This is a genomic window from Allobacillus salarius (genome assembly GCF_007559425.1).
Lineage (GTDB): Bacteria > Bacillota > Bacilli > Bacillales > Alkalibacillaceae > Allobacillus > Allobacillus salarius.
Genome location: NZ_VMHE01000003.1, coordinates 112,161 through 133,809, shown reverse-complemented (window position 1 = coordinate 133,809; position 21,649 = coordinate 112,161). Strand labels below are relative to the sequence as shown.

Here is a 21,649-nt window from a genome sequence, read left to right as displayed (position 1 = left end):
GACCAGATGGGCTATATAACCGGATTCATGGAGTTTTCCAGAAAAGATCAAACGAAAAGGGACCCGATGGAGCGGATTAAAGACTGGGAAGAGTATGTCGAGCGATATGAAGAAGGCGAGTTGAAAAAGCAGGCTGCTCGTTGTATGGACTGCGGCACGCCATTTTGTCATACAGGAACCGAGTGGGATCGCGATATGGTCGGCTGTCCAGTCAATAATTTTATTCCGGAGTGGAATGAGTTGGTCAGTGACGGCGATTGGAAAACGGCTCTAGAGAGGCTGCATGAAACGAACAATTTTCCGGAATTTACAGGGCGAGTCTGTCCGGCTCCTTGTGAAGGCTCATGTGTGCTTGGCATCAACGATCAACCAGTGACGATCAAATCGATTGAAAATGAGATTATTGAGCGTGGTTTTGATGAAGGTTGGGTGACAGCCAAACGACCAGCGGCTTATTCAGACTATAAGGTGGCTGTTGTCGGTTCAGGTCCAGCTGGATTAGCTGCAGCTGAGCAGTTGAATGAGTACGGACATCGAGTGACGATCTATGAGCGAGACGACCGACCCGGCGGCTTGCTGATGTACGGAATTCCGAATATGAAGCTTGAGAAGGAAACGATTGACCGACGGATTGGATTAATGAAAGCAGCGGGCATTGACTTTCAATGTAACACGGAAATTGGTGTCAATCTTTCCACCGATGAATTGCAGGATCAGTATGATGCGGTGATCGTTTGTACTGGTGCCCAAAATCCTCGCAATACTGAAATAGAAGGTCGGGAAGCGAAAGGTATTCATTTTGCGATGGACTATTTAACCGGTGCGACAAAAGCGCTTGAAAGTAGTCCAGATGATGCACCGATTCATGCTAAAGATAAGAATGTCGTTGTGATTGGTGGTGGTGATACCGGAGCCGACTGTGTTGCGACAGCGATTCGCCAAGGCTGTAACCGAGTCGTCCAATTCGGGAAGCACCCAGCCTTGCCAGATGACCGCACGGACGATAACCCATGGCCTTTATTTCCGATGACATTTGAATTGGAGTATGGTTATAAGGAAGCGACAGAAATTTTTCGTGAAGACCCACGAAAATATGAAGTGTTGACGCAGTCCTTTGAGATGGATGATTCAGGCCATGTGAAAGCCTTGCACACGTTAGACGTTGAGAAAGTGAGAGAGAACGGCGAGCTTGTTGTTAAAGAAATACCTGGAACAGAAAAAGTTTGGAAGGCGGATCTCGTTTTAATTGCCATCGGATTTACAGGACCAGAACAAGCCGTGTTGGAATCATTCGGGTTGAAAAGAGATGAACGTGGACGCGTCTGGACGGTCGGAAGTGATCAAGATTACCGGACGAATTTAGACGGAGTTTTCGCAGCAGGCGATGCACGTCGTGGCCAAAGCTTAGTCGTCTGGGCAATTCGTGAAGGCCGAGAAGTTGCTGAACAGTGTCATCAATTTTTGAAGTCAATTGATTTTGTGAGCTAGGAGTTTTTCCTGAATGAAAGAGTGCGACGCTCTTTTATTCGGGAATTTTTTTGATTCATTATGATATTACATACGGCTTAAAAATTAGCTATAATTAACATACATGCTACTTTGCTTTGAAATGATTGGTGGATTTTATGAAACGAATTTTACTTTATTGGATGCTCCCCCTGAGTTGGGCAGCTGTCATTTTTTATACATCATCCATGCCGTCGAGTGAACAAGATATCAAACCGGCTTTAAGTTTTTTGACAATCGCTGAGAGCTTGGAGCCAGTCTTGCGCTTGATCGAATTTCAATACTATGGAGAAATCCGAAGCGTCGAGGCGAACGGACTCTTGCCATTCACTGAATTCTTAATTCGAAAGCTCACTCACTTCGGCGTCTATTTTGTGTTGGCTATATTGATGTTTTTTGCCTTGCAAAAAACGACCTCAATGAAATTATCAATCAGCCTCGCATTTGCATGGATGCTTACCGTTCACTTTGCGATCGTTGATGAGTTGAATCAAAGCTTCACACCCGAGCGAACGCCCTATTATTTCGATGTAGCGATTGATAGCGTCGGGGCGTTGGTCGGTTTGCTGTTTTGTGGCTTGTTTGTTTGGTGGAAGAAGCGGAGGAAAGGGTAGCCGTTCGCTCGATGGGTGGTTCCAGCTGCCTGACGAAGCGCGCCAAGCCGCCCGACAAACGGTTGCAGCCACCCGACGCAGCGTTCCAGCCACCCGATTACGAGCTCCAGCCACCCGACAAACGGTTTTAGCCGCCCGATGCAGCGTTCCAGCCACCCGACAAACGACTCCACCCGCCCGATTACGAGCCCTAGCCGCCCAATGCAACGCGCCACCCGCCTGATTACAGACTAAATACCCCTTGCTTAACCGCTAGTTTTAACTATAATTTAAATTAGAATAATAAAAAGGAGAGATTACCAAATTGTCCACGAGTAAAATACCTCACAATGTTCCACCCCATGTACTTATGCTTCAAGCACTCTATCATCGAATCCCACAAAGCCATGACCAATTCGCATACATCGAGAAGAAAATGAATAATGAACTCGCCGGTTTATATGGTGAAAGTAGATTGCTATATCCGCTTAGTAAATTTCCAATCCGCAAAGTTAGCCTGCCGAACATCCGGCTCTCCATAGATTCAAATTACTTTCAAATTGATTATCTTATACTGACATCAAAATTCATGCTTATATTAGAATCAAAGTATTATAGTTCTGACCTGACTTTTGATCAAGTGGCACATCAGGTCGTGCAGCGTATAGACGAAGAATATAAAGTTTATGATGATCCTGTTCTTCAAGTTGAGGAGCAAGTATATCAGCTATCTAATTGGTTTAATGCCAATGGATTTCCAGAACTTCCAATTGAATCGTTTGTCGTTATGACTAACCCACGAACAAGGCTGCGAATCGACGCTACGAATAATCACCACGCAGAAAAAGTCGTATCACTGCAACGTCTACCTTCCTTATTCCGCGAATTAGATGCTAAATACGAAAAGAATATCATCTCCCCGAGAAGTATAAATGAAATAACTCACAAACTAATCCAACAACATAAACCGTACTTGCCGAATATTTTAGAAAAGAACCGAGTATCCAAAAATGAATTGTTAAGAGGAGTCTACTGTTTACAATGTGGAAGATTAGGAATGAAAATGATGCAATATCGGTGGCGATGCCCATGTGGCTATCGAGATCGAACGGCTCATGAAAATTCTTTAAAAGATTATTTTTTGCTCATAAGCAGTGAGGTCAGTAATCGAGAGTTTCGTGAGTTTACTGGCTTAACATCTAGATATACCGCGAGAGATATTCTTAGAAGGAATTCTAGTGAGTTAGTCGGGAAAACGAATGTTATTAAACACCGTTTATCGTATGATTATAAAACTGACTTTGAATATCTAAACGTGATTACAAAATTCTTGCAAACTAGAAGAAAAAGTAGGTGAATGAAATATAACCAGGTGAGCGAGCCGCCCGACAAGCGGTTCCAGCCGCCCGACCCAGCGTTCAAGCCGCCCGACAAACGGTTCCAGCCACCCGACGCAGCGTTCGAGCCACCCGACAAACGGTTCCAGCCGCCCGACGCAGCGTTCGAGCCGCCCGACAAGCGGTTCCAGCCGCCCGACGCAGCGTTCGAGCCGCCCGACAAACGGTTCCAGCCACCCGATAAACGGCTCCAGCCGCCCGACAGACGAATCCAACCACCCGACGAACAGGGGCGAGCCACCCGACAAAGCGCTCCACCCACCCGACTAAACAAAAAAACAACCCCCGAATCAGACGGAGGTTGCTCAATTAGCTATTAAAACATTTCTTTGTTTCGTAGTTTGATAATCTGCCAAATGTGACTGACGATGACTTTACCAACAGCGTAGGCTGGTACAGCGACAATCATCGCTACGATGCCACCGATACTTCCAGCGAAAAGAAGTAGGAAGATAATCGTGATCGGATGTACATCTAATTTTTTACCCATAACCTGAGGTGAAATCAAGTTACTTTCAATTTGTTGGATAATGACGATCATTACGATTACGAGTAGCGCTGTCACCGGTGATTCGAAAAAGCCGACGATGACACCGGGAGCCGTACCGATCCACGGTCCAATGAATGGTATGAAATTCGTGAATAAGGCGATTAAACCGAGAATCAATGCGTAAGGCAGGCCTAATATTAAGTACCCAATGTATGCAAGAACACCGACAAAGCAAGCTACAATCACTTGTCCTTGGATGTAAGAGCTCAATGCATCGTCCATATTCTCAAGAATTTCTTCCGTGTCGTCACGATACTTTTTCGGCATAAATCCGATTAATCGTTTCGGTAGACGTTCGCCATCTTTTAACAGATAAAACAGAACGAAAGGCACGACAATTAAAATGATAATTGTACTCGCTATCATGCTGATATAATCCGTAATATGGGATGCGACGGTTGTCAAGATTTCAGTTAAACGACTTTCCAATCCTTTTAACCATTGTGTAATTGAATCCTCTTCCGGTGCGATTGTTTGGAACCAGTTACTTTCTTGAATGTTCAAAAGTAATTGGTTGGCATCATCGATTAGATTTGGAACGTTATTCACAAAGTTATTGAACTGTCGTTGGATTTCAGGTGCGCCAAGAACAATTAACCCGGTGATTAGTCCGATCCCAGTTAGATACATAATAACGACGGCGAGCGGTCTTGGGATTTTCTTAGAAAGGAAGTCGACAATTGGCCGTGTGAGATAATACAAAATTCCCGCAATAATAATCGGGGTAAATAAAGTTCGCACTAAAACAAAGATCGGTTCAAAAACAAATTGTACTTTCTTTGCCAATAATAAAATTAATAAAACTATGATGATTCCATAGCCGATTCGGAACCACTTTCCATTTGGCACAACATCACCATCTCTCTATGACTTTTTGCTATTTTTATTGTAATACAGCCGTGACTATCTGTCTAAATATAATAAACGAATCACGAGAAAATGAAACATAACGTGATATAATGGGCAGAAGACAAGGAGGTTGGATGATGGAACGACGACCGAGAAAAGACTTTAGTGAATCAATAATGAAACCTCTGTGGAAGGCACCGTGGTTTTGGTTGATTATCGTAGCTTTGTTTGCTTTAACCTTGCCAGTTTTCGAAGACGAAGAGAAGCAAATACCTGAGGATATTAATGACTCTTTTTATTACTCTGCGCGAGATGCGTATCATGATTTTATGGAAGGTTGGCTTGACCGCCAAGTGCCTGAACAGTCAGTCTCTGTCGAATGGACGACCTATCAATATGAACAAATTCAATCGGGAACAGAGACGACATCGGATCGTGAGCCGTTATCTTCATCGGAAGAAAAGGTTGTTGAATTGCTCCATACGATGCTCTCAGAATTAAAAAATTACGAAGAAGCCTGGTCGAACGATCAAGCTTATGAGCGAGAGCCCTTTTTCTCTGCTGCCAGTGAAGTAGCCAATAAATTAAATATTGAGGCTGAAGATGTGAACCCAGCGGAATAATACTGATTGATTTATTCCGCTTCTCCTGCCGTGAACAATTCATTAGCTTTCTCCATAACCTGATCGACGAGCTTTTTCTTGGCTCGTTCATATTTACGTGTGTACTTTTTCTCCAATCGATTCCACTCATCATCACTCGTATCTTCTTTTAAATCTTCCAAAAACGCATCAAATCGATTGTCAGTTTCCTCTTCGAAATCACGTGCTTTCTTTTCATATTTTAAAAACAACATACTTTGTGAAAGAGCATTTTCTTGATTTGCCAAGTCATTTTTAAACTCATTTGCCAACTCCTTGATTTCCGTCAACGTTTGCTGATTTAGCCGTTCGAATTTTACATCGTATGGTGAAACTTCATACGGTTCGTTAATCGCGGCAACTGGTGAGTCTGTTTCATGAGAATCCTTTGTCCGTTCTTGGGCGACTTGTGGCAATGGTTCGTCAGTGATTTCCACAGAATCCAAATCGATTGACTGAAATGTTTCTACAGCATCTGGAAATTCATCCGCCCAATCAACGACAGGTGATGTCTCAATGTAAGAGTAAAGCCGGAGACCATTGGAAATAACTATGTATAAAAAAGAGAGGATGAACAATAAAAAAATCTTCTTTAAAAATTTCATATAATCACCTAGCTTTCTACTCCATTATCGACGGGTTAACGTCTCCTTATACGGTGATTAACGATAAAATTTCTTTGATATTCGGCTGTATGATACGAAATGTTATCGAATTTGAGTAAGTGGAAAAAATATATGATTAATTTTCGCTCATTTCGATACCATCCTTCTTCTAACTAGCTCTTATGTCAGATGAATAAAATCGGTAAAAATTTTAGTGATACAATACATAACGGAATATAAAAATGATATTTGGGTATAGTTATTACATTAACGAACTAGAAGGAGTCCAATGTTTTGAGTAGAAAAAAAGTAACGACACTTGAAAAGAGAGAAACGTTAGATCGTACATTAAAGCCCCATTGGGTGTGGGCGGTTGCACTTGGTTCATCGATTGGTTGGGGATCATTCGTCATGCCCGCCACATGGATGGGTCAAGCTGGACCTGCTGGAGTTATGATAGGATTGGGGATTGGTGCGTTGTTAATGGCCATCATCGCCATTAGTTATGGCGTGTTAATTCGCAATTTCCCTGTTTCTGGCGGTGAATTTGCTTATGCTTTCTTAGGTTTAAACCGAACGCACGCTTTCATTAGTGGTTGGTTCTTGACTTTAGGTTATATATGCATTGTGGCATTGAATGCAACAGCGTTCGCCTTAATGTTAAAGTTCATTTTTCCTGATTTCATTCAGCAAGGAAAGCTTTATGAAGTTGCAGGTTGGGATGTTTATATTACGGAGATTTTGATTGTCTCTACATTGATTATCCTATTTGCAGTCATGAATATTCGTGGTTCTAGTTTATCTGGCCGTATGCAATTCATTTTTTGCTTACTGCTCATCCTTGCTGTAGTAACGGTATCTTCGTTTATGGTTGGAAGCCCTGCAACATCATTGAGTAATTTATCACCAGCCTTCTCACCAAACATTTCAACGATTGGAGCCATTTTGACGATTGTTGCGATTGCACCATTTGCTTATGTCGGTTTTGATAACGTACCGCAAGCCGCTGAAGAATTTAATTTTTCATCGAAAAAAGCATTAACACTAATCATGTTGGCGATTGTTTTCGCGTGGGTCATTTACGCATTGATGATTGCGGCAACCGCTGTTGCGACGCCTTGGATCGAAACATCTGAAGCGGGGTATTTATGGGGAACAGGAACCGTTGTTCAAGAAATCCTCGGAACTTGGGGACTGATCATTCTAGCGATTGGGTTATCGATGGGGATATTTACTGGACTGAATGGTTTCATGATCAGTTCTAGCCGTGTTTTATTCGCAATGTCTCGAGGAAAAGTTCTTCCAAGCATCTTTTCCCGTTTGCATAAAAAGCACCACACGCCACATTGGGGCATTATTTTCACCTCAATTATTGTCTTGATCGCTCCTTTCTTTGGACGTAACGTTCTCGGATGGGTTGTCGACATGTCATCCGTCGGCGTATCCATTGCTTATTTCTATACTTGTTTTACGGCTTTTAAAATTTTACGGTGGAAAGATGACGGCGACGTTAATGCAGCACTTGAAATCGTCGCGCCAGGGAAAAAGTCGATTGCCATGCTCGGTATGATTTCATCGATTGGATTTTTACTATTGTTGTTAGTACCAGGTTCACCTGCTGTATTAGGCAAAGAATCCTTCATCGCTTTAGGTGTATGGATTGCTGTCGGCTTAATTTTCTACTTGGTAAAACGAAAAGATTTAATGAGCTATAAACGCAAAGATTTGGCTTACTTTATTTTAGGTAAAGATCAGTTCGATTTGAAAGACTCGAAAGACGAGGAAAAAGAGTTTACTGACGGAGCGGTTTGACTCGGATTATAAGGATGCGGAAGAGTTTTAATGACTCTTCCGTTTATTGTTTGAATAGTTGATGCCTACTGTTGTTTTATAAAATTGAGCGCTTCAAATCGAGGGTAGAACATTATTTCAGCAAGCTACCGTTGAATAGAGCGCTTCAAATAGAGGGTAGAGCGTAATATTTCAGCGCTACCGTAGAATAGAGCACATTAGTATGCTGAATACACACTTGATAGCTGTCAAGCTTCTTTGTGCTTGAACGCTGTGGTGTTAACTTCCTCTACTACCCAACATGAAAAAAGGCACCGACCGAAGTCAGTGCCTTTCTTTCTCAATAACAATCTTATCTCACTGCATCAAATGCATTTAAGTGACCATTACCAAACTTTTTCTTTTCGTTACCTTTAACTTTTTCAACACCTTTTTTGTAAAGAATATTCTTCACTTGGTTCGGGTTCAACTCACCGTTATGCTGATCGATAATCAATGCAGCTACTGCTGATGCTTTAGGAGTCGCCATAGAAGTTCCGACACTGAAGTAGTAACCGGCACCTTCTGAGTCAGCACTCAACGTGAATTCGTCGTAGTGCATTTGGTTCTCTAAGTATTCATTAAGTCGACCTTCAGCTGCGTACTGATCGTATAAGCGTGTGTCGCCACCGACTGTAGCTAAGTCAACAAAACCAGCACCGTAGTTTGAATAAACAGCTAGCTGATCATTTGGACCTGTTGCAGAGACGTTAATGATTCCAGCGTAATCAGCTGGTGCAATTTTCGCTGTTCCGCGTAGTTGAACATTTTCGCCAAGGCTGTCATTGATGAATTCAACGACTTGTTTGTTGTTTCGTGCATCTAAACCATCGTTACCTGCTGAAGTGACAACGACTGCACCTTTGCTTTCAACGTATTGAAGTGCTCGTTTGTAAGCTACCATATCAGCACTATTATTTCCTGCATTTTCCCATTTACCTGTTTCAGGGTTCTTCTCAAATACTTGTCCGAGGTAATCAAAGCCACCAAGGCTCATGGATAAAACATCAGAACCATCATCTGCTGCTTGAACCATCGCAGCTAAAATCCACGGAGTTTCAGCAGAGCTTTGTCCGAACACACGGTAAGCGCGTAGGCCTAAGTCAGGACCAACACCTAACATGTTGCCATTACCAGCAATATGACCAGAAACGTGACTTCCATGTCCGTGAAGATCTTGTACTTTATTCACATCACCTGTTTCGCCAGGTTCAGTACCACGAAAACCCCCGGCAGGAACAAAGTTTTTAGATCCTTCAACGATGTTTGGAGCTAAGTCAGGGTGTTGCAAGTTAATACCTGTATCGAGCACAGCGACTACAGTATCATGGGAACCTGTATGAACATCATAGCTTTTTCCGTTTTCTGTAATACGCTGAACATCCCACTGAAGCGGCCACATCGCAGCTTGTCCAGGATCTGCTGCTTCTAGTTGCGCCTCAAGTTCTTGTTGAGACATCTTGACCTTTTCTGTTTTCTGTAAATCCCACTTTATTGAAGGTGAAGCAGCAGCGACGCCATTCAACTTACTAACGTTTGCTACTTGGCTAGGTGTGCCTTTCACTTGATAGTATCCTAATTCTGGTACTTCATAAACAACTTCAGCACCAGCATCTTTTAATTCCTGTTTAAACTGGTTTACCTGGTTGCTATTTTTCAAGACAACTGAGTAATAATCTTCAGGCTCTTGAGCGGATAGTGCAGAAACCGAAAAGATTAATACAAATAATAGAATAGATAATGAAACTAGTTTCTTCATTTAATTCCTCCTTGGAAAATTTAGTGATACTAAATAGTATAGCTAAAAAGTCATCATATTCATTGAGTATTTCGATTTAAATTTGTAAGATAAAAAATACCTAGAATTGTTTGAAAATTTACACAGTATTTGTCGGACGGAATGTATATAGAACTAGGTAATTTAGACTAAAAAGAGACAAGTAAACTAAAAAACGCGATCACACCAACAATTTCCGATTTTAGAAATTAATTTAATAAATAAATATTAGGAAAGTGATTTGCAGGACTAATTACTCACGCTATATGAACATTATATAACAAAATATAACTATTTATAATAATTATTAAATGAAACTAATTATAATAATATGAACAAAAATATAACTATCATTGTATTTTAGTAATCTTTTTTTATTTTATTTCTCAATAAGGATGTATTGTAATGCGCAATGTCGTGTATTACAATAGAGTTAACCTCGATCATAAGGTTTTATTTAGACGCTATCTTTTTGCCACCAACATCCGTGTTGGTGGTCTTTTTTTTGTATAAAAAAACCTCCCGCAATGGAAGGTTTTATAAATTTCATACGATAATAGTTAAATTTTTCGAATTTCATGCATTAACTGCCTGAGTTAATCGTATTTTTCTGTTCTGTTGAATCTGCTACGGAAGTCGGAAGACCTAAATGCTCCCTTAAATCTTTTTGAATCGCTTCAACGCTTTCATTCTCCAGTTCGAAATAATACACGCCATTTTTCATTAAGTTATTTCCACTTAATTGCATTTTGTCCATTTGCACACCATTCATGTCCGTTATATAACTATGAAGACTTACCATTTCATTAAACGGCATATTGGTCGTTAAATGATCGCTAATGTCGTTAATTAAATCGCCGTACTTCGTCAAATTGGAAACCGACATTGTTTCTTTCAGGATTGTATCTAACAATTCCATTTGGCGTTGACCACGCATTAAATCATTATCGTATTTCCGGGTCCGGGCAACCGCAAGAGCTTCTTCACCAGTCAATTGTTGTTTGCCGGGCTGTAAAACGATAGAACCCTTTTCATCCTGACTATTTGATTCTTCCATATAATATGGAACATCGAATGGCACGCCACCCAACGTATCAACCACTTTAACAAACGCTTCGAAATCCAATCGTACATAATAATCGACCGGAACATCAAGCAAACCTTCAACAGTATCAACCGTTTCATCCAATCCAGCTTTCGCATGAACATGGGTGATTTTATCTTTTTCTAGTTGATAAGGGACATCTACATAAGAATCTCTTGGAATACTAACAAGATTAATAGAGTTTTCTTTCTTATTAAACGTCGCTACGACAAGTGCGTCTGCTAAGCTAGAAGACCCTTCACGTGCGTCACTGTCGTCAACTCCTATAAACAAAATGGATACATTATCTTTACTCGGATCAACTTTTTCTTCACGCTTTTCCGACTTATCACCACGCTCCAATTCTTGTTGCGAAGCGTCCACAGCTTTTTCTGCCTCTTGATAGATTGAATGACCATAAACAAAGATACCTGCCAGGCTAGTAAATAGAACGACAAGTAATCCAATCATTATTTTTGTACGTTTTCTCATACGTCGAAATCCTCTCTTATTCGTTTAATGACACATCTACTTCCATATGACGTTCGTTCCCGACAGAAAGTTTCACTTGAGCATTGGTAAAATCCGTCATCCACTGCTGAAAAGAGTCGGTTTCAGCAATAGGTACATATACATGGAACCTCACGAGGTCTGCATAATCAATCGTATCGATCAAATGATTTTGATTGCGCAGCTCATTTTCCACTTTGCCGAGTAAATGATAGTCTGCTTCAATAATGATTTCTTTCATTAAGGAACGTCTAACGACTCCAACATGTTTGATTGCTTCGGAAGTGGCGCTGGAATAAGCACGGATTAAGCCGCCTGCCCCCAACTTAATACCTCCAAAATAACGCGTTACAACAACACATGTATCTTTTAAATCCATCTTTATTAATACCTCAAGCATAGGTACACCAGCTGTTCCGCTTGGCTCACCATCATCATTTGCCTTTTGGGTAAGATTTTGCTCTCCGATCATGTACGCTGAGCAATTATGGGTCGCTTGGTAATGCTTCTTTTTTATTTGTTGGATGAATTGTTGAGCTTCCTCTTCGGTTTCTGTACGTTTTACATATCCGATAAAACGGGATTTTTGGATAACAATTTCGTGTTCACCCTCACCCTTGATCGTTAAATAGCTTTCTAGCATTGTAAATCCTCCTAAACTTATAGTATATATAACAGGACAAAAAACGGCAATGTATTGGACAGGAAAAAGCAAATTAGTTAAAAAAAGAAGGATTGCTATTAAAAAATATAAAAAATAAGGGTATAATAACAAATAGAATAATAATTTAACTAATTTATAGAAAAAAATGATCTGATAATGAGAAAAACTTATTGAAAGCGATTTGATTCTACTCAATAAACGCCTTTCAAAAGAAAAAGTGCTGATCCGAAAGGTGAATATTAAAAGTATAGTAAAGGATTTGTTAGCGAACTGTAAAGGTGAATGGGTAACAACTGTGATATGATGAATTATAATTAAAGGTTGACCACATAAAGGATAAATAGTTTTTATTTCCCCCCCCAAAATTGACCTTTATCCGGCGAAAGTTATAGGTAAAATGGAGGCCTAATGAATGTCAACAGTGCAAGATTCCGAAAAAGCATTGGATCAGATCATCAATGAAATGGTTGATGTGGTCAGCAATAGTAAAGATGAAATTTTCTCTTTAGGAGAAGAATCACGCAAACAACAACAAGCGCTAGAGCGAGAATTGACGAATATTAAGCAGGAAGTTAAAAATTTAATCGATGAAAACGATCAACTCGAACGAAAATTAAAACTTTCCCGGTTGCGCTTATCCGAAGTCAGTAAAAACTTCGATCGATATAGCGAAGAAGAGGTTCACGAGGTTTACAACCACACGCATAACATCCAGACACAAATTGTCTTGCAAAGGCAAAAAGAAGAAGGGTTAATCAAACGGCGTGAAGAACTCGAACAGCGCATTCGGGCATTAGGGACGAGTATTGAACGATCTCAAAATTTATTGAGTAAAACAAATGTCATTTTAAACTACTTAATGACAGACTTTAAAGAAATTAATGAAACGATTCAATCGGCGAAAGATAGCCAAGAATTTGGATTGAAAATTATCGAAGCTCAAGAAGAGGAGCGACGAAGTCTTTCACGTGAAATGCATGATGGACCTGCACAAATGCTCGCCAATGTCATGATTCGATCTGAAATCGTCGGAAAAACATTCCGGGAGCGAGGCATCGAACAAGGCTTGGGAGAAGTCAAAACGATGAAAGAAATGGTACGAAAAGCATTATACGAAGTCCGACGTATCATTTATGATCTCCGGCCAATGGCACTGGATGATCTCGGCCTGGTCCCAACATTACGCAAATATATTGCAACAACCGAAGAGTACCACCAAGTGAGAATTGAATTTATTATGCGCGGAAGAGAACAGCGGTTTAATCAGCAATTTGAAACAGCTGCGTTCCGTTTAATACAAGAAGCACTGCAAAATGCACTAAAGCATGCAGAAGCTCGAGTAATTCGTGTGATTTACGAAAACACACCGCCAAAGTTGAATTTGCATATTATCGATGACGGAAAAGGATTCAATCCGAATGTAAAAAATGAAGAATCGTTTGGATTAATTGGCATGCGGGAAAGGATTGATATTCTGAATGGTGAGTTTTCCATCGAATCGAGTCCTGGCAAGGGTACTCGCGTGAAAATTTCTATTCCGCATCAATCGAAGTAACACAGTGGTAAGTAGCGAAGATGGTTGTATCTGGAAATGATCGAGAAAAAGAGAGACAAAACGCTACTATCCTTTTAAAATTTTTATAAAATACCGATAGTTATATAAGAGAACATAATAAAGTTAATGTTATGGATTGCTAAACTTATTGTAGGTTGCAACAAACAAATACGAATCGAAGCTTATTCCCAGTACTAGAACTAGCACTTTTAGGAGGTAAGTTAATGACGAATATCGTCTTGATTGATGACCATAAATTATTTCGAGAAGGAATAAAGCGAATCTTAGAATTTGAAGATGACTTCCGAGTGATTGCAGAAGGTAACGATGGAACAGAGGCATTAGACCTCGTCTCGAAATATCACCCGGACGTTGTCATAATGGATATTAATATGCCACATATAAACGGTGTAGAAGCTACCCAGCAACTAATCGACCGTTTCCCGGATGTACGGGTCATTATTCTATCTATACATGATGATGAATCTTATGTCGTCCATGCATTAAAAACGGGTGCTCTTGGTTACATGTTAAAAGAAATGGACACGGACGAGCTCGTGAATGCGATTAAAATTGTAAGTGAAGGCGGCTCTTATGTTCATCCAAAAGTGACACATAATCTATTGAAAGACTACCACCGTCTTTCTTCACGAGAAGGCGACGGATTTACCCATGTTGAATACCGCAAGCCATTACATTTATTGACGAGAAGAGAATGTGAAGTATTGCAGTTGATGACCGACGGAAGAAGTAATCGATCAATTTCAGAAGATCTTTATATTAGTGAAAAAACAGTTAAAAACCACGTTTCAAATATTTTACAAAAAATGAGTGTGAACGACCGTACCCAAGCTGTTGTAACAGCTATCAAAAACGGTTGGGTGGAAGTGAAGTAATTTGTATGATGATAGAAACCGCGCAGGTCGCGGTTTCTTTTTGGTTGTTGGGATTAGGGCTTGAAAACTTTTAGGAAGCCGCCCGACAAACGCGTGCAGCCACCCGACAAGCGTGTGCAGCCGCCCGACAAGCGCGTGCAGCCGCCCGACAAGCGCGTGCAGCCACCCGACAAACGCGTGCAGCCACCCGACAAGCGTGTGCAGCCGCCCGACAAGCGCGTGCAGCCGCCCGACAAACGTGTGCAGCCGCCCGACGAAACCGCAACAGCTCAACACTATGCACAAATCCTTAACGAACCGAACGTCATCGCACGCAATGTAATCAATCTCTAAAATACGAGTGCAATAATCGCTAGAGTATAGTAAAATATTTGCTATAAGGAGGTTCATAAGATGAAAACGGCAGTGTTAACAGACAGTACCGCATACATACCCGATCATTTAATAGAAGAAAAAAATATATATATTGCGCCGCTTAGCGTGACATTTGGACAAGATACTTATCGTGAGTTTTATGACATAACAACTGAGGAATTTTACGAAAAAGTTAAAGCTGAAAAAGATTTGCCAAAAACATCCCAGCCTTCCGTCAGCGACTTTACGACGAAATATGAAGCGATCGCGAAGGAGCATGACGCGGTTATTTCCATACACCTTTCCAGCGGAATTAGTGGAACGTATCAAGCTGCGGTATCTGCAGGCAGCATGATTGAAGGATTGGATGTGTATCCGTTTGACTCGGAAATCAGTGCGTTAGCTCAAGGATTTTATGTGTTGAGAGCAGCCGATTTAGCAGCGGAAGGAAAGACACCAGACGAAATTTTGAAAGAGCTTCGTGCGATGAAAGAAAATATGCATGCGTATTTCATGGTCGATGATTTAAGTCACTTGGCACGCGGTGGCCGGTTGACAGGTGCACAAGCGATGATTGGAAGTCTACTTCAAGTGAAGCCACTTCTCCATTTCGAAGATAAGCAAATCGTTCCGTTCGAAAAGATCCGGACGAGTAAAAAAGCGTTTAAGCGAATGGAAAGTTTGCTGAAGGAAACGGCAGACAATGCAGAAAAAGTGAAGGCTGCCATTATTCATGCACAACGAGAAGATACCGCAAAAAAATGGCGGGACGAGCTATCTGAAAAGTACCCGAATGTCGAATTTGAAATCAGTTACTTCGGACCGGTAATCGGCACTCACCTCGGTGAAGGCGCCATTGGTATTGCTTGGTATAAAGTAAAATAAATGAAAAGACACCTGCGAGAACATTATGGGCTCGCAGGAAATCTTTTTTAATAACTCCATCAAAATCCCCACTGCAAAGGAGGCCCCCAATGAATGCCAACCCTTGGTCCCCACGATTCTCAGGAAAACGTTTACTAAAAAATGAACTCAATCTCTCTGAATCTGTCTTTCAAGGTTTGTTGACTAAAGGCTATCTAATAGAGATACCTAGTATTAAAGAAACGCTCTTTTACCTCGAGTGTCAACGATGCCACACACGAAAGCCCTCCCATTTCGGAAAAATTCCCACTAAAACCATTCAATCATTTTCATATCAAAATCGACCAGCAACCAACTCAATAACTTATTGCCGAAACTGTATTCAAATGGGCAGAGTAAGCACAAATGAACCGCTCTATGAGTGGAATGGTCCCATAGCCAATCTACCAAAAGTGAAACAGCCATCCATTTGGCGTGGTGAGTTGACCGCACTACAAAGCAAAGCAGCAGATGCGATGGTGGAGGCCATACGAAATCAATCGAAAATACTCATCCATGCGGTATGCGGCGCAGGAAAAACCGAGATGCTTTATCGAGGTTTATGGATTGCCTTTCGAAATGGTTTTCGCGTATGTATCGCAACTCCACGGGCAGATGTGGTCAGAGAACTGGCCCCACGCTTGCGCCGAGATTTTCCGTCGATCGAAATGGCAGCGCTATATGGCGGTACACAAGAAACCGATATCAACGCCCACTTAGTCGTAGCGACAACACATCAGCTTTTGCGTTATTCGAAATCATTTGATGTCATGATCGTTGATGAAGTCGATGCGTTTCCTTACCACCACGACAAATCACTTCCAAAAGCCGTCGCCCGCTCCGTCAAAGAGTCCCACGCACTCATTTACTTAACTGCTACCCCACGCTTGGATTTAAAAATCGCTTCCCGACTTAAACAGCTTCAAACGATCTCCATTCCTTTGCGCTATCACGGCCATCCACTTCCACTTCCTAAGCTATCGCAAGTTTTCAAATTACATCAACATCTCCAACAAGGTACACTTCCGAAAAAAATTACTCATTGGATTGATCAGAGAAAAGCTGCTCAAAGGCGATTTTTATTATTCGTACCAACAATCGAAACCGCCCAATCACTTTCAAAAAAACTCGATATTCCATATGTTCACTCGGAAAGCTCAAATCGCGAAGAACTTATTCACCACTTTCGTAATCAACAGTATGAAGCTTTAATTACAACGACTATTCTCGAACGCGGAGTAACGTTCCCTTCGATTGACGTAGCAGTAATCGGTGCAGACCACGATGTATTTGATGAAGCGGCACTCGTGCAGATTGCCGGACGTGCAGGTAGAAGCGCCGATGATCCAGATGGTGATGTGACGTTTTTCTATAACGTCAAAACGAAAGCGATTGTGAAAGCTCGCCAATATACCGAGCTGAAAAATTTGGAAGGTAAGAAATTTAAAAAGGAGTTCAACTAATGCACTGTAAAATTTGTCTACAGTCGATTGAAAAAGACACGACTTGGTCCACGTTGTTTGATTTTCGCGAGCGAACGCTCTGTTCGTCATGTGACGAGCAACTAGAAAAAAACCAAGGACCGACGTGCAAAAAATGCATGAAACGAACAGAAGAGAAGCTTTGTTCCGATTGCATGTTTTGGGAGCAACATTTTCAAGAAGATCCGCTCGACCGAAATGTTTCCATATATACGTACAACGAATTTATGAAAGAAACGATGGCACGGTTTAAATACCGAGGCGATTATGAAATTGTCCACGCTTGGAAAGATCCGTTCCAACGAGCATTCAATAAGTATTTCCCAAAAGAAAGCCAACTTTTACCGATTCCGTTGGCAGAAAGCAGATTCTCTGAACGCGGCTTTAACCAAGCTGAAGCGCTAGCACGATTGTTGGAGCAACCGTTATTTGCTGGAATGATTCGTACTGGACAAGAAAAACAGTCAAAAAAATCGAAGTGGGAACGACTAACGGCAGATAACCCATTCAAATTGACTGAAACATCACCAGAAACCATTGTCATTATTGATGATATATTCACGACTGGTTCAACAGTACGGTTCGCTGCTCAGGTGCTAAAGGATGCTGGTGCGAAGTCTGTTTCGTCGCTCACATTAATCAGAAGCTGAATGGTTTACGAAAATGCTCCGAAATTCCTACCAAATCCTCTTTCAATTCAATGAAAGATACCGATATAATACGTAGTATGAATAAAAGGATGATGAAAAATGGGCGAATTGGCGAACTGTCCAATGTGTGGTGAGCTCTTTTTGAAAGGAATGTTAACGGTTTGTCGAAGCTGTTACGAAAAGGAAGAGGAACAATTTGAGACGGTTTATAAATTTATCCGCAAAAAGAAAAACCGCACCGCGACAATCGATGAAGTAGCTGAAGCAACAGGCGTTAAAATAGCATTAATTCAAAAATGGGTCAAAGAGCGTCGCATTCACCGAGCGGACTTTCCGAACTTAACGTATTCGTGTGAGCGTTGCGATGAACAGATTCAAGAAGGAAAGCTTTGTGACTCTTGTAAAAATGAACTTTATCAAGACCTGCAAGCAAGCGAAGAACAAACGATCGCCGATAAAATTAAAGAAGAAAAAAAGAGCGATATCTATTATAATGTAACGAAAGACCGAACATGGCGGTCGTAATTAAAATTAAACTAATTCCGAAACATACCGATATAAAAGAGTAGAGAAACGTCGTAAATCGTGAAAGGGTGAGCCGGATGAAAATTAATCCATTGAACAATCCAAAAATCAATGCCTATAAACCACAAGTACAGCAACAGCAACAACAGACGCAGTCCAAAAACCAAGCCACTGACAAAGTTCAAATTTCAGAAGAAGCAAAACAGCTTCAACAATCCAATCCAATTGTCGAAGCACGACAAGAAAAAGTCGAGAATTTGAAACAAGAAGTCCAAAAAGGAACCTATCAGCTAGATCCGAAACAAACCGCTGAAAAAATGGTTGAATTTTGGAACGGTCGTTAAACCGTCTGAAGGAGGACAATCCGTTGTCTATTGAAAATCAAGTACAATTGCTAGAAAAAACATATCAACTGCATCAGAGCTTGCTAGAGATTTCGAAGCGGAAAGAGCAGCTCATTAAAGATAATGACATCGATGGCATGCGTCAAGTGCTTATGGACGAACGGAAGCATGTCAAAGCCATTCAGCAATTGGAAGAGAAACGTGTGGTTGCGACGAGCAATTGGTTTGAAACATATGCGCCTGAAGCGGAAGAGCAAACCATTCAGCAAGTGATCAACCATTTGCAAAACAATGAAGAAAAAGACCAGCTCCAAGCGATCTATGAAAACTTCATCTATGTGCTTGCTGATTTGAAAAACCAAGAAAAACTGAATCGTGAGCTCATGGAACAATCGCTGCAATTCGTCGAGTTATCGCTCGATTTGCTAAAGCCAAACCATGAGAAAAATATGAATTACGATAAAAAGCAAGTACAACAAAACAAAGCGAGTCAATCGGTTTTTGATTCGAAAGCTTAACGAATGAAAGTGAGGTTCGCTCATTATGCGATCAACCTTTTTTGGACTAGAAACAGCTCGACGTGCACTTTTCACGCAACAAAGTGCACTACATACAACGTCTCATAACGTAGCCAATGCGAATACAGAAGGCTACTCACGTCAGCGTGTTAATTTTGAAGCGGAAACACCGTGGCCGGCAGGTGGCATGAATCGTCCGGAGCTCCCTGGTCAAATGGGGACAGGTGTTAAAGCAGGTGATATTACACGAATTCGTGATAGCTTTTTAGATTTGCAATTCCGTAACGAAAATTCCAAGGCAGGTTATTGGGAATCAAAAGCTGAAGCACTACGCCGCATGGAAGACGTCATGAACGAACCGAGTGATGAAGGCTTATCGAAAGTGATGAACCAATTTTGGTCATCGTTACAAGATGTAGCGACAAACCCGGAAGATGAAGGGGCAAGGAAAGTTGCCGCACAGCGAGCGGTTGCCGTTGCCGATACGCTCAATTATTTACATAACACATTAAGTGGCGTTCAAGACGAAATCGACTATCAACTCGAAACCGAAGTCGATGAAGTAAATAGTCTGCTTCGTCAAATCAATGACTTGAACCAACAAATCGGTGAGGTTGAGCCGCATGGTTACTTACCGAATGATTTGTATGATCAACGCGATGTACTAATTGATCGCTTGTCCCAAAAGCTCGATATCGAAGTCGGGACAGAGCCAAGTGGTGGTAATGCAAAAGATATTGCAATGGGGAAAACTACCATTTCGTTTACACTCGCTGATGGTACAAAGCAGGCACTCATTGGCAAAGATGGTGAGCTGAACGGATTAAGTGTCAATGATGGTGAATTCTCTGTCGGTACGATGGATGAAGACGGGAATGTTGCTGCTGGGACAACATTTGAATTAACAGCTGTCGGCTCTTTACGTGGGTTAAAGGAATCAAGTGAATTTTACGGCGAACAACTGACGGATTTGGATAAGATGGCTAATGCATTTAAAGAAGCCTTTAACACACAACACACTCAAGGAACGGATTTAAACGGCGATGCCGGTGGTGACTTTTTCACTGGTAATGGCGCCGCTGACTTAGCCGTATCCGATGTAATTTTAAATGACGTGAGTAAAATCGCAGCCTCACTCGATGACTTTGCTGGTAATGGCGACAATGCAATTAAACTTGCAAAAGTGAAGGACCAGTCGATTGCAGGTTTAGACAATCGTTCGGTTCAAGAATTTTATGAAGGAATAATCGGGGAGCTCGGTGTACAAGCACAAGAAGCGAACCGGTTGAAAAATAATAGTGAAGTACTGAAGAACTCGGTGAACGCAAATCGTCAGTCTGTCAGTGGTGTTTCACTGGACGAAGAAATGTCGAATTTGATTCAATTCCAGCATGCGTATAATGCTGCAGCAAGAAGTATGACGGTCGTCGATGAAATGCTCGACCGGATCATTAACCAAATGGGTGTCGTCGGGAGGTAATGAATGATGCGAATTACACAATCTATGATCAGTCAAAACATGCTGAAAAACATTAGTAATAGCTATTCACAAATCGATAAGTATATGGATCAATTGTCGACTGGCAAGAAGATTAATCGCCCTTCTGACGATCCAGTCGTTGCGATGCGTGGAGTAAGCCATCGTGATAGTTTAGGAAAAATCGAACAATACGAGCGCAACATTGCCGAAGTGAATAACTGGATGGACAATTCAGATGATGCATTGAATGAAGCTGGACAAGCACTTCATCGTGTGCGTGAATTGATCATTCAAGCGAGTAACGATACGTATGAAGAAAACCAGCGAAACAACATTAGCAAGGAAGTTGATCAGCTAAAAAAGCATTTAGTCGATATCGCCAACACGAAAGTAAATAACAAGTATATTTTCAACGGTACGAATACGACGGAAGCACGCTTTGATAAAGACGGTCAACTGATCAATGCGGCAAATCCAAATAATAACAATGTTGAAATTGAACTGGCCGATGGGATTAAAGTTCGCTCGAACGTAAACCCAGCCAACGCATTTCCAGCGGATTTATTCGCTAAGTTGGATGACGTTGTCGCTGAGTTGGAAAACCCGGATGCGAGCAATGCGACGATTGAAGGATTCATCGAGGATATTGATGGCTTTACCCAAAGCTTGACGAATGAGCGCGCGGACTTAGGAGCTCGGATGAATCGCGTGGAATTGATGGAAAGCCGGATCGCACAGCAACGTGTCGCGACAACGGACTTAATGTCTTCTAATGAAGATGCCGATATGGAAAAAGTCATTATGAATCTCGTTCAAGCAGAAAGTGTACACCGGGCAGCACTCGGTGCGGGCTCCCGTGTCATTCAACCGACATTACTAGATTTCTTACGTTAATAGATGTTTAGATAAGCTATCTGTGTCTTCATGCAGATAGCTT

General features: G+C 41.4%; 21 protein-coding genes. 16 read left to right on the top strand and 5 right to left on the bottom strand.

Annotated elements, in window-relative coordinates; all coding sequences use genetic code 11:
* Positions 1-6 precede the first annotated feature (6 nt).
* From FPQ13_RS03770 to FPQ13_RS03760, 3 genes are all read left to right on the top strand, one after another.
* On the top strand, positions 7-1,488 hold the full coding sequence (locus tag FPQ13_RS03770; protein ID WP_144087984.1) for a glutamate synthase subunit beta: 1,482 nt from the start codon (positions 7-9) through the stop codon (positions 1,486-1,488).
* Between the two features lie 137 nt (positions 1,489-1,625).
* The gene (locus tag FPQ13_RS03765) at positions 1,626-2,120 is read left to right on the top strand and encodes a VanZ family protein (RefSeq protein WP_144087983.1); all 495 of its coding nucleotides are present in this window, start codon (positions 1,626-1,628) and stop codon (positions 2,118-2,120) included.
* 304 nt (positions 2,121-2,424) lie between these two features.
* Complete coding sequence (locus FPQ13_RS03760) at positions 2,425-3,456, top strand: nuclease-related domain-containing protein (RefSeq protein WP_144087982.1); 1,032 nt, start codon at positions 2,425-2,427, stop codon at positions 3,454-3,456.
* 356 nt (positions 3,457-3,812) lie between these two features.
* Here FPQ13_RS03760 and FPQ13_RS03755 read toward each other — a convergent pair whose 3' ends face one another.
* Positions 3,813-4,895 (bottom strand): AI-2E family transporter, encoded by a 1,083-nt coding sequence (locus FPQ13_RS03755; RefSeq protein ID WP_144087981.1) that lies wholly within the window; start codon positions 4,893-4,895, stop codon positions 3,813-3,815.
* 137 nt (positions 4,896-5,032) lie between these two features.
* On the opposite strand from FPQ13_RS03755, the gene FPQ13_RS03750 reads away from it, so the two are divergent.
* Positions 5,033-5,518 (top strand): hypothetical protein, encoded by a 486-nt coding sequence (locus FPQ13_RS03750; protein ID WP_144087980.1) that lies wholly within the window; start codon positions 5,033-5,035, stop codon positions 5,516-5,518.
* 11 nt (positions 5,519-5,529) lie between these two features.
* On the opposite strand, the gene FPQ13_RS03745 is transcribed toward FPQ13_RS03750, so the two are convergent.
* Entirely contained in the window at positions 5,530-6,141 is a 612-nt protein-coding gene (locus FPQ13_RS03745) for a hypothetical protein (protein WP_144087979.1), read from the bottom strand.
* Positions 6,142-6,435: 294 nt separating this feature from the next.
* Between FPQ13_RS03745 and FPQ13_RS03740 the strand changes: the two genes are divergently transcribed.
* Positions 6,436-7,953, top strand: a complete 1,518-nt coding sequence (locus tag FPQ13_RS03740; RefSeq protein ID WP_144087978.1) for an APC family permease — start codon at positions 6,436-6,438, stop codon at positions 7,951-7,953.
* 331 nt (positions 7,954-8,284) lie between these two features.
* Here the strand turns inward: FPQ13_RS03740 and FPQ13_RS03735 are convergent, their stop codons facing one another.
* From FPQ13_RS03735 to FPQ13_RS03725, 3 genes are all read right to left on the bottom strand, one after another.
* Positions 8,285-9,730, bottom strand: coding sequence for a S8 family peptidase (locus FPQ13_RS03735; RefSeq protein WP_144087977.1), 1,446 nt, complete (start codon positions 9,728-9,730; stop codon positions 8,285-8,287).
* Positions 9,731-10,331: 601 nt separating this feature from the next.
* Positions 10,332-11,324, bottom strand: coding sequence for an LCP family protein (locus FPQ13_RS03730; RefSeq protein ID WP_144087976.1), 993 nt, complete (start codon positions 11,322-11,324; stop codon positions 10,332-10,334).
* A gap of 16 nt (positions 11,325-11,340) precedes the next feature.
* Positions 11,341-11,985 carry a YigZ family protein gene (locus FPQ13_RS03725; RefSeq protein WP_144087975.1) on the bottom strand — a complete coding sequence of 215 codons (645 nt, stop codon included), beginning with the start codon at positions 11,983-11,985 and terminating at the stop codon, positions 11,341-11,343.
* Between the two features lie 433 nt (positions 11,986-12,418).
* Between FPQ13_RS03725 and FPQ13_RS03720 the strand changes: the two genes are divergently transcribed.
* From FPQ13_RS03720 to flgL, 11 genes are all read left to right on the top strand, one after another.
* Entirely contained in the window at positions 12,419-13,561 is a 1,143-nt protein-coding gene (locus FPQ13_RS03720) for a sensor histidine kinase (RefSeq protein ID WP_144087974.1), read from the top strand.
* Positions 13,562-13,785: 224 nt separating this feature from the next.
* A complete protein-coding gene (locus FPQ13_RS03715) occupies positions 13,786-14,457 on the top strand; it encodes a response regulator (protein WP_144087973.1) in 672 nt (223 codons plus the stop codon).
* A 60-nt stretch (positions 14,458-14,517) separates the two neighbouring features.
* Positions 14,518-14,790: a hypothetical protein gene (locus tag FPQ13_RS03710; RefSeq protein WP_144087972.1), complete on the top strand. Its 273-nt coding sequence runs from the start codon at positions 14,518-14,520 to the stop codon at positions 14,788-14,790.
* Between the two features lie 60 nt (positions 14,791-14,850).
* The gene (locus FPQ13_RS03705; protein WP_144087971.1) at positions 14,851-15,696 is read left to right on the top strand and encodes a DegV family protein; all 846 of its coding nucleotides are present in this window, start codon (positions 14,851-14,853) and stop codon (positions 15,694-15,696) included.
* Between the two features lie 89 nt (positions 15,697-15,785).
* Complete coding sequence (locus FPQ13_RS03700; protein WP_144087970.1) at positions 15,786-17,177, top strand: ATP-dependent helicase ComFA; 1,392 nt, start codon at positions 15,786-15,788, stop codon at positions 17,175-17,177.
* Complete coding sequence (locus FPQ13_RS03695; protein ID WP_144087969.1) at positions 17,177-17,845, top strand: ComF family protein; 669 nt, start codon at positions 17,177-17,179, stop codon at positions 17,843-17,845. The genes FPQ13_RS03700 and FPQ13_RS03695 overlap by 1 nt, the downstream gene beginning before the upstream one ends.
* Before the next feature lie 99 nt (positions 17,846-17,944).
* Positions 17,945-18,370 (top strand): TIGR03826 family flagellar region protein, encoded by a 426-nt coding sequence (locus FPQ13_RS03690; protein WP_144087968.1) that lies wholly within the window; start codon positions 17,945-17,947, stop codon positions 18,368-18,370.
* 77 nt (positions 18,371-18,447) lie between these two features.
* The gene (gene flgM, locus FPQ13_RS03685) at positions 18,448-18,714 is read left to right on the top strand and encodes a flagellar biosynthesis anti-sigma factor FlgM (protein ID WP_144087967.1); all 267 of its coding nucleotides are present in this window, start codon (positions 18,448-18,450) and stop codon (positions 18,712-18,714) included.
* A 23-nt stretch (positions 18,715-18,737) separates the two neighbouring features.
* The gene (locus FPQ13_RS03680) at positions 18,738-19,232 is read left to right on the top strand and encodes a flagellar protein FlgN (protein ID WP_186279538.1); all 495 of its coding nucleotides are present in this window, start codon (positions 18,738-18,740) and stop codon (positions 19,230-19,232) included.
* Positions 19,233-19,257: 25 nt separating this feature from the next.
* Positions 19,258-20,712: a flagellar hook-associated protein FlgK gene (gene flgK, locus FPQ13_RS03675; RefSeq protein WP_144087965.1), complete on the top strand. Its 1,455-nt coding sequence runs from the start codon at positions 19,258-19,260 to the stop codon at positions 20,710-20,712.
* Positions 20,713-20,718: 6 nt separating this feature from the next.
* Positions 20,719-21,606 (top strand): flagellar hook-associated protein FlgL, encoded by an 888-nt coding sequence (gene flgL / locus FPQ13_RS03670; protein ID WP_144088012.1) that lies wholly within the window; start codon positions 20,719-20,721, stop codon positions 21,604-21,606.
* Positions 21,607-21,649: the final 43 nt, after the last annotated feature.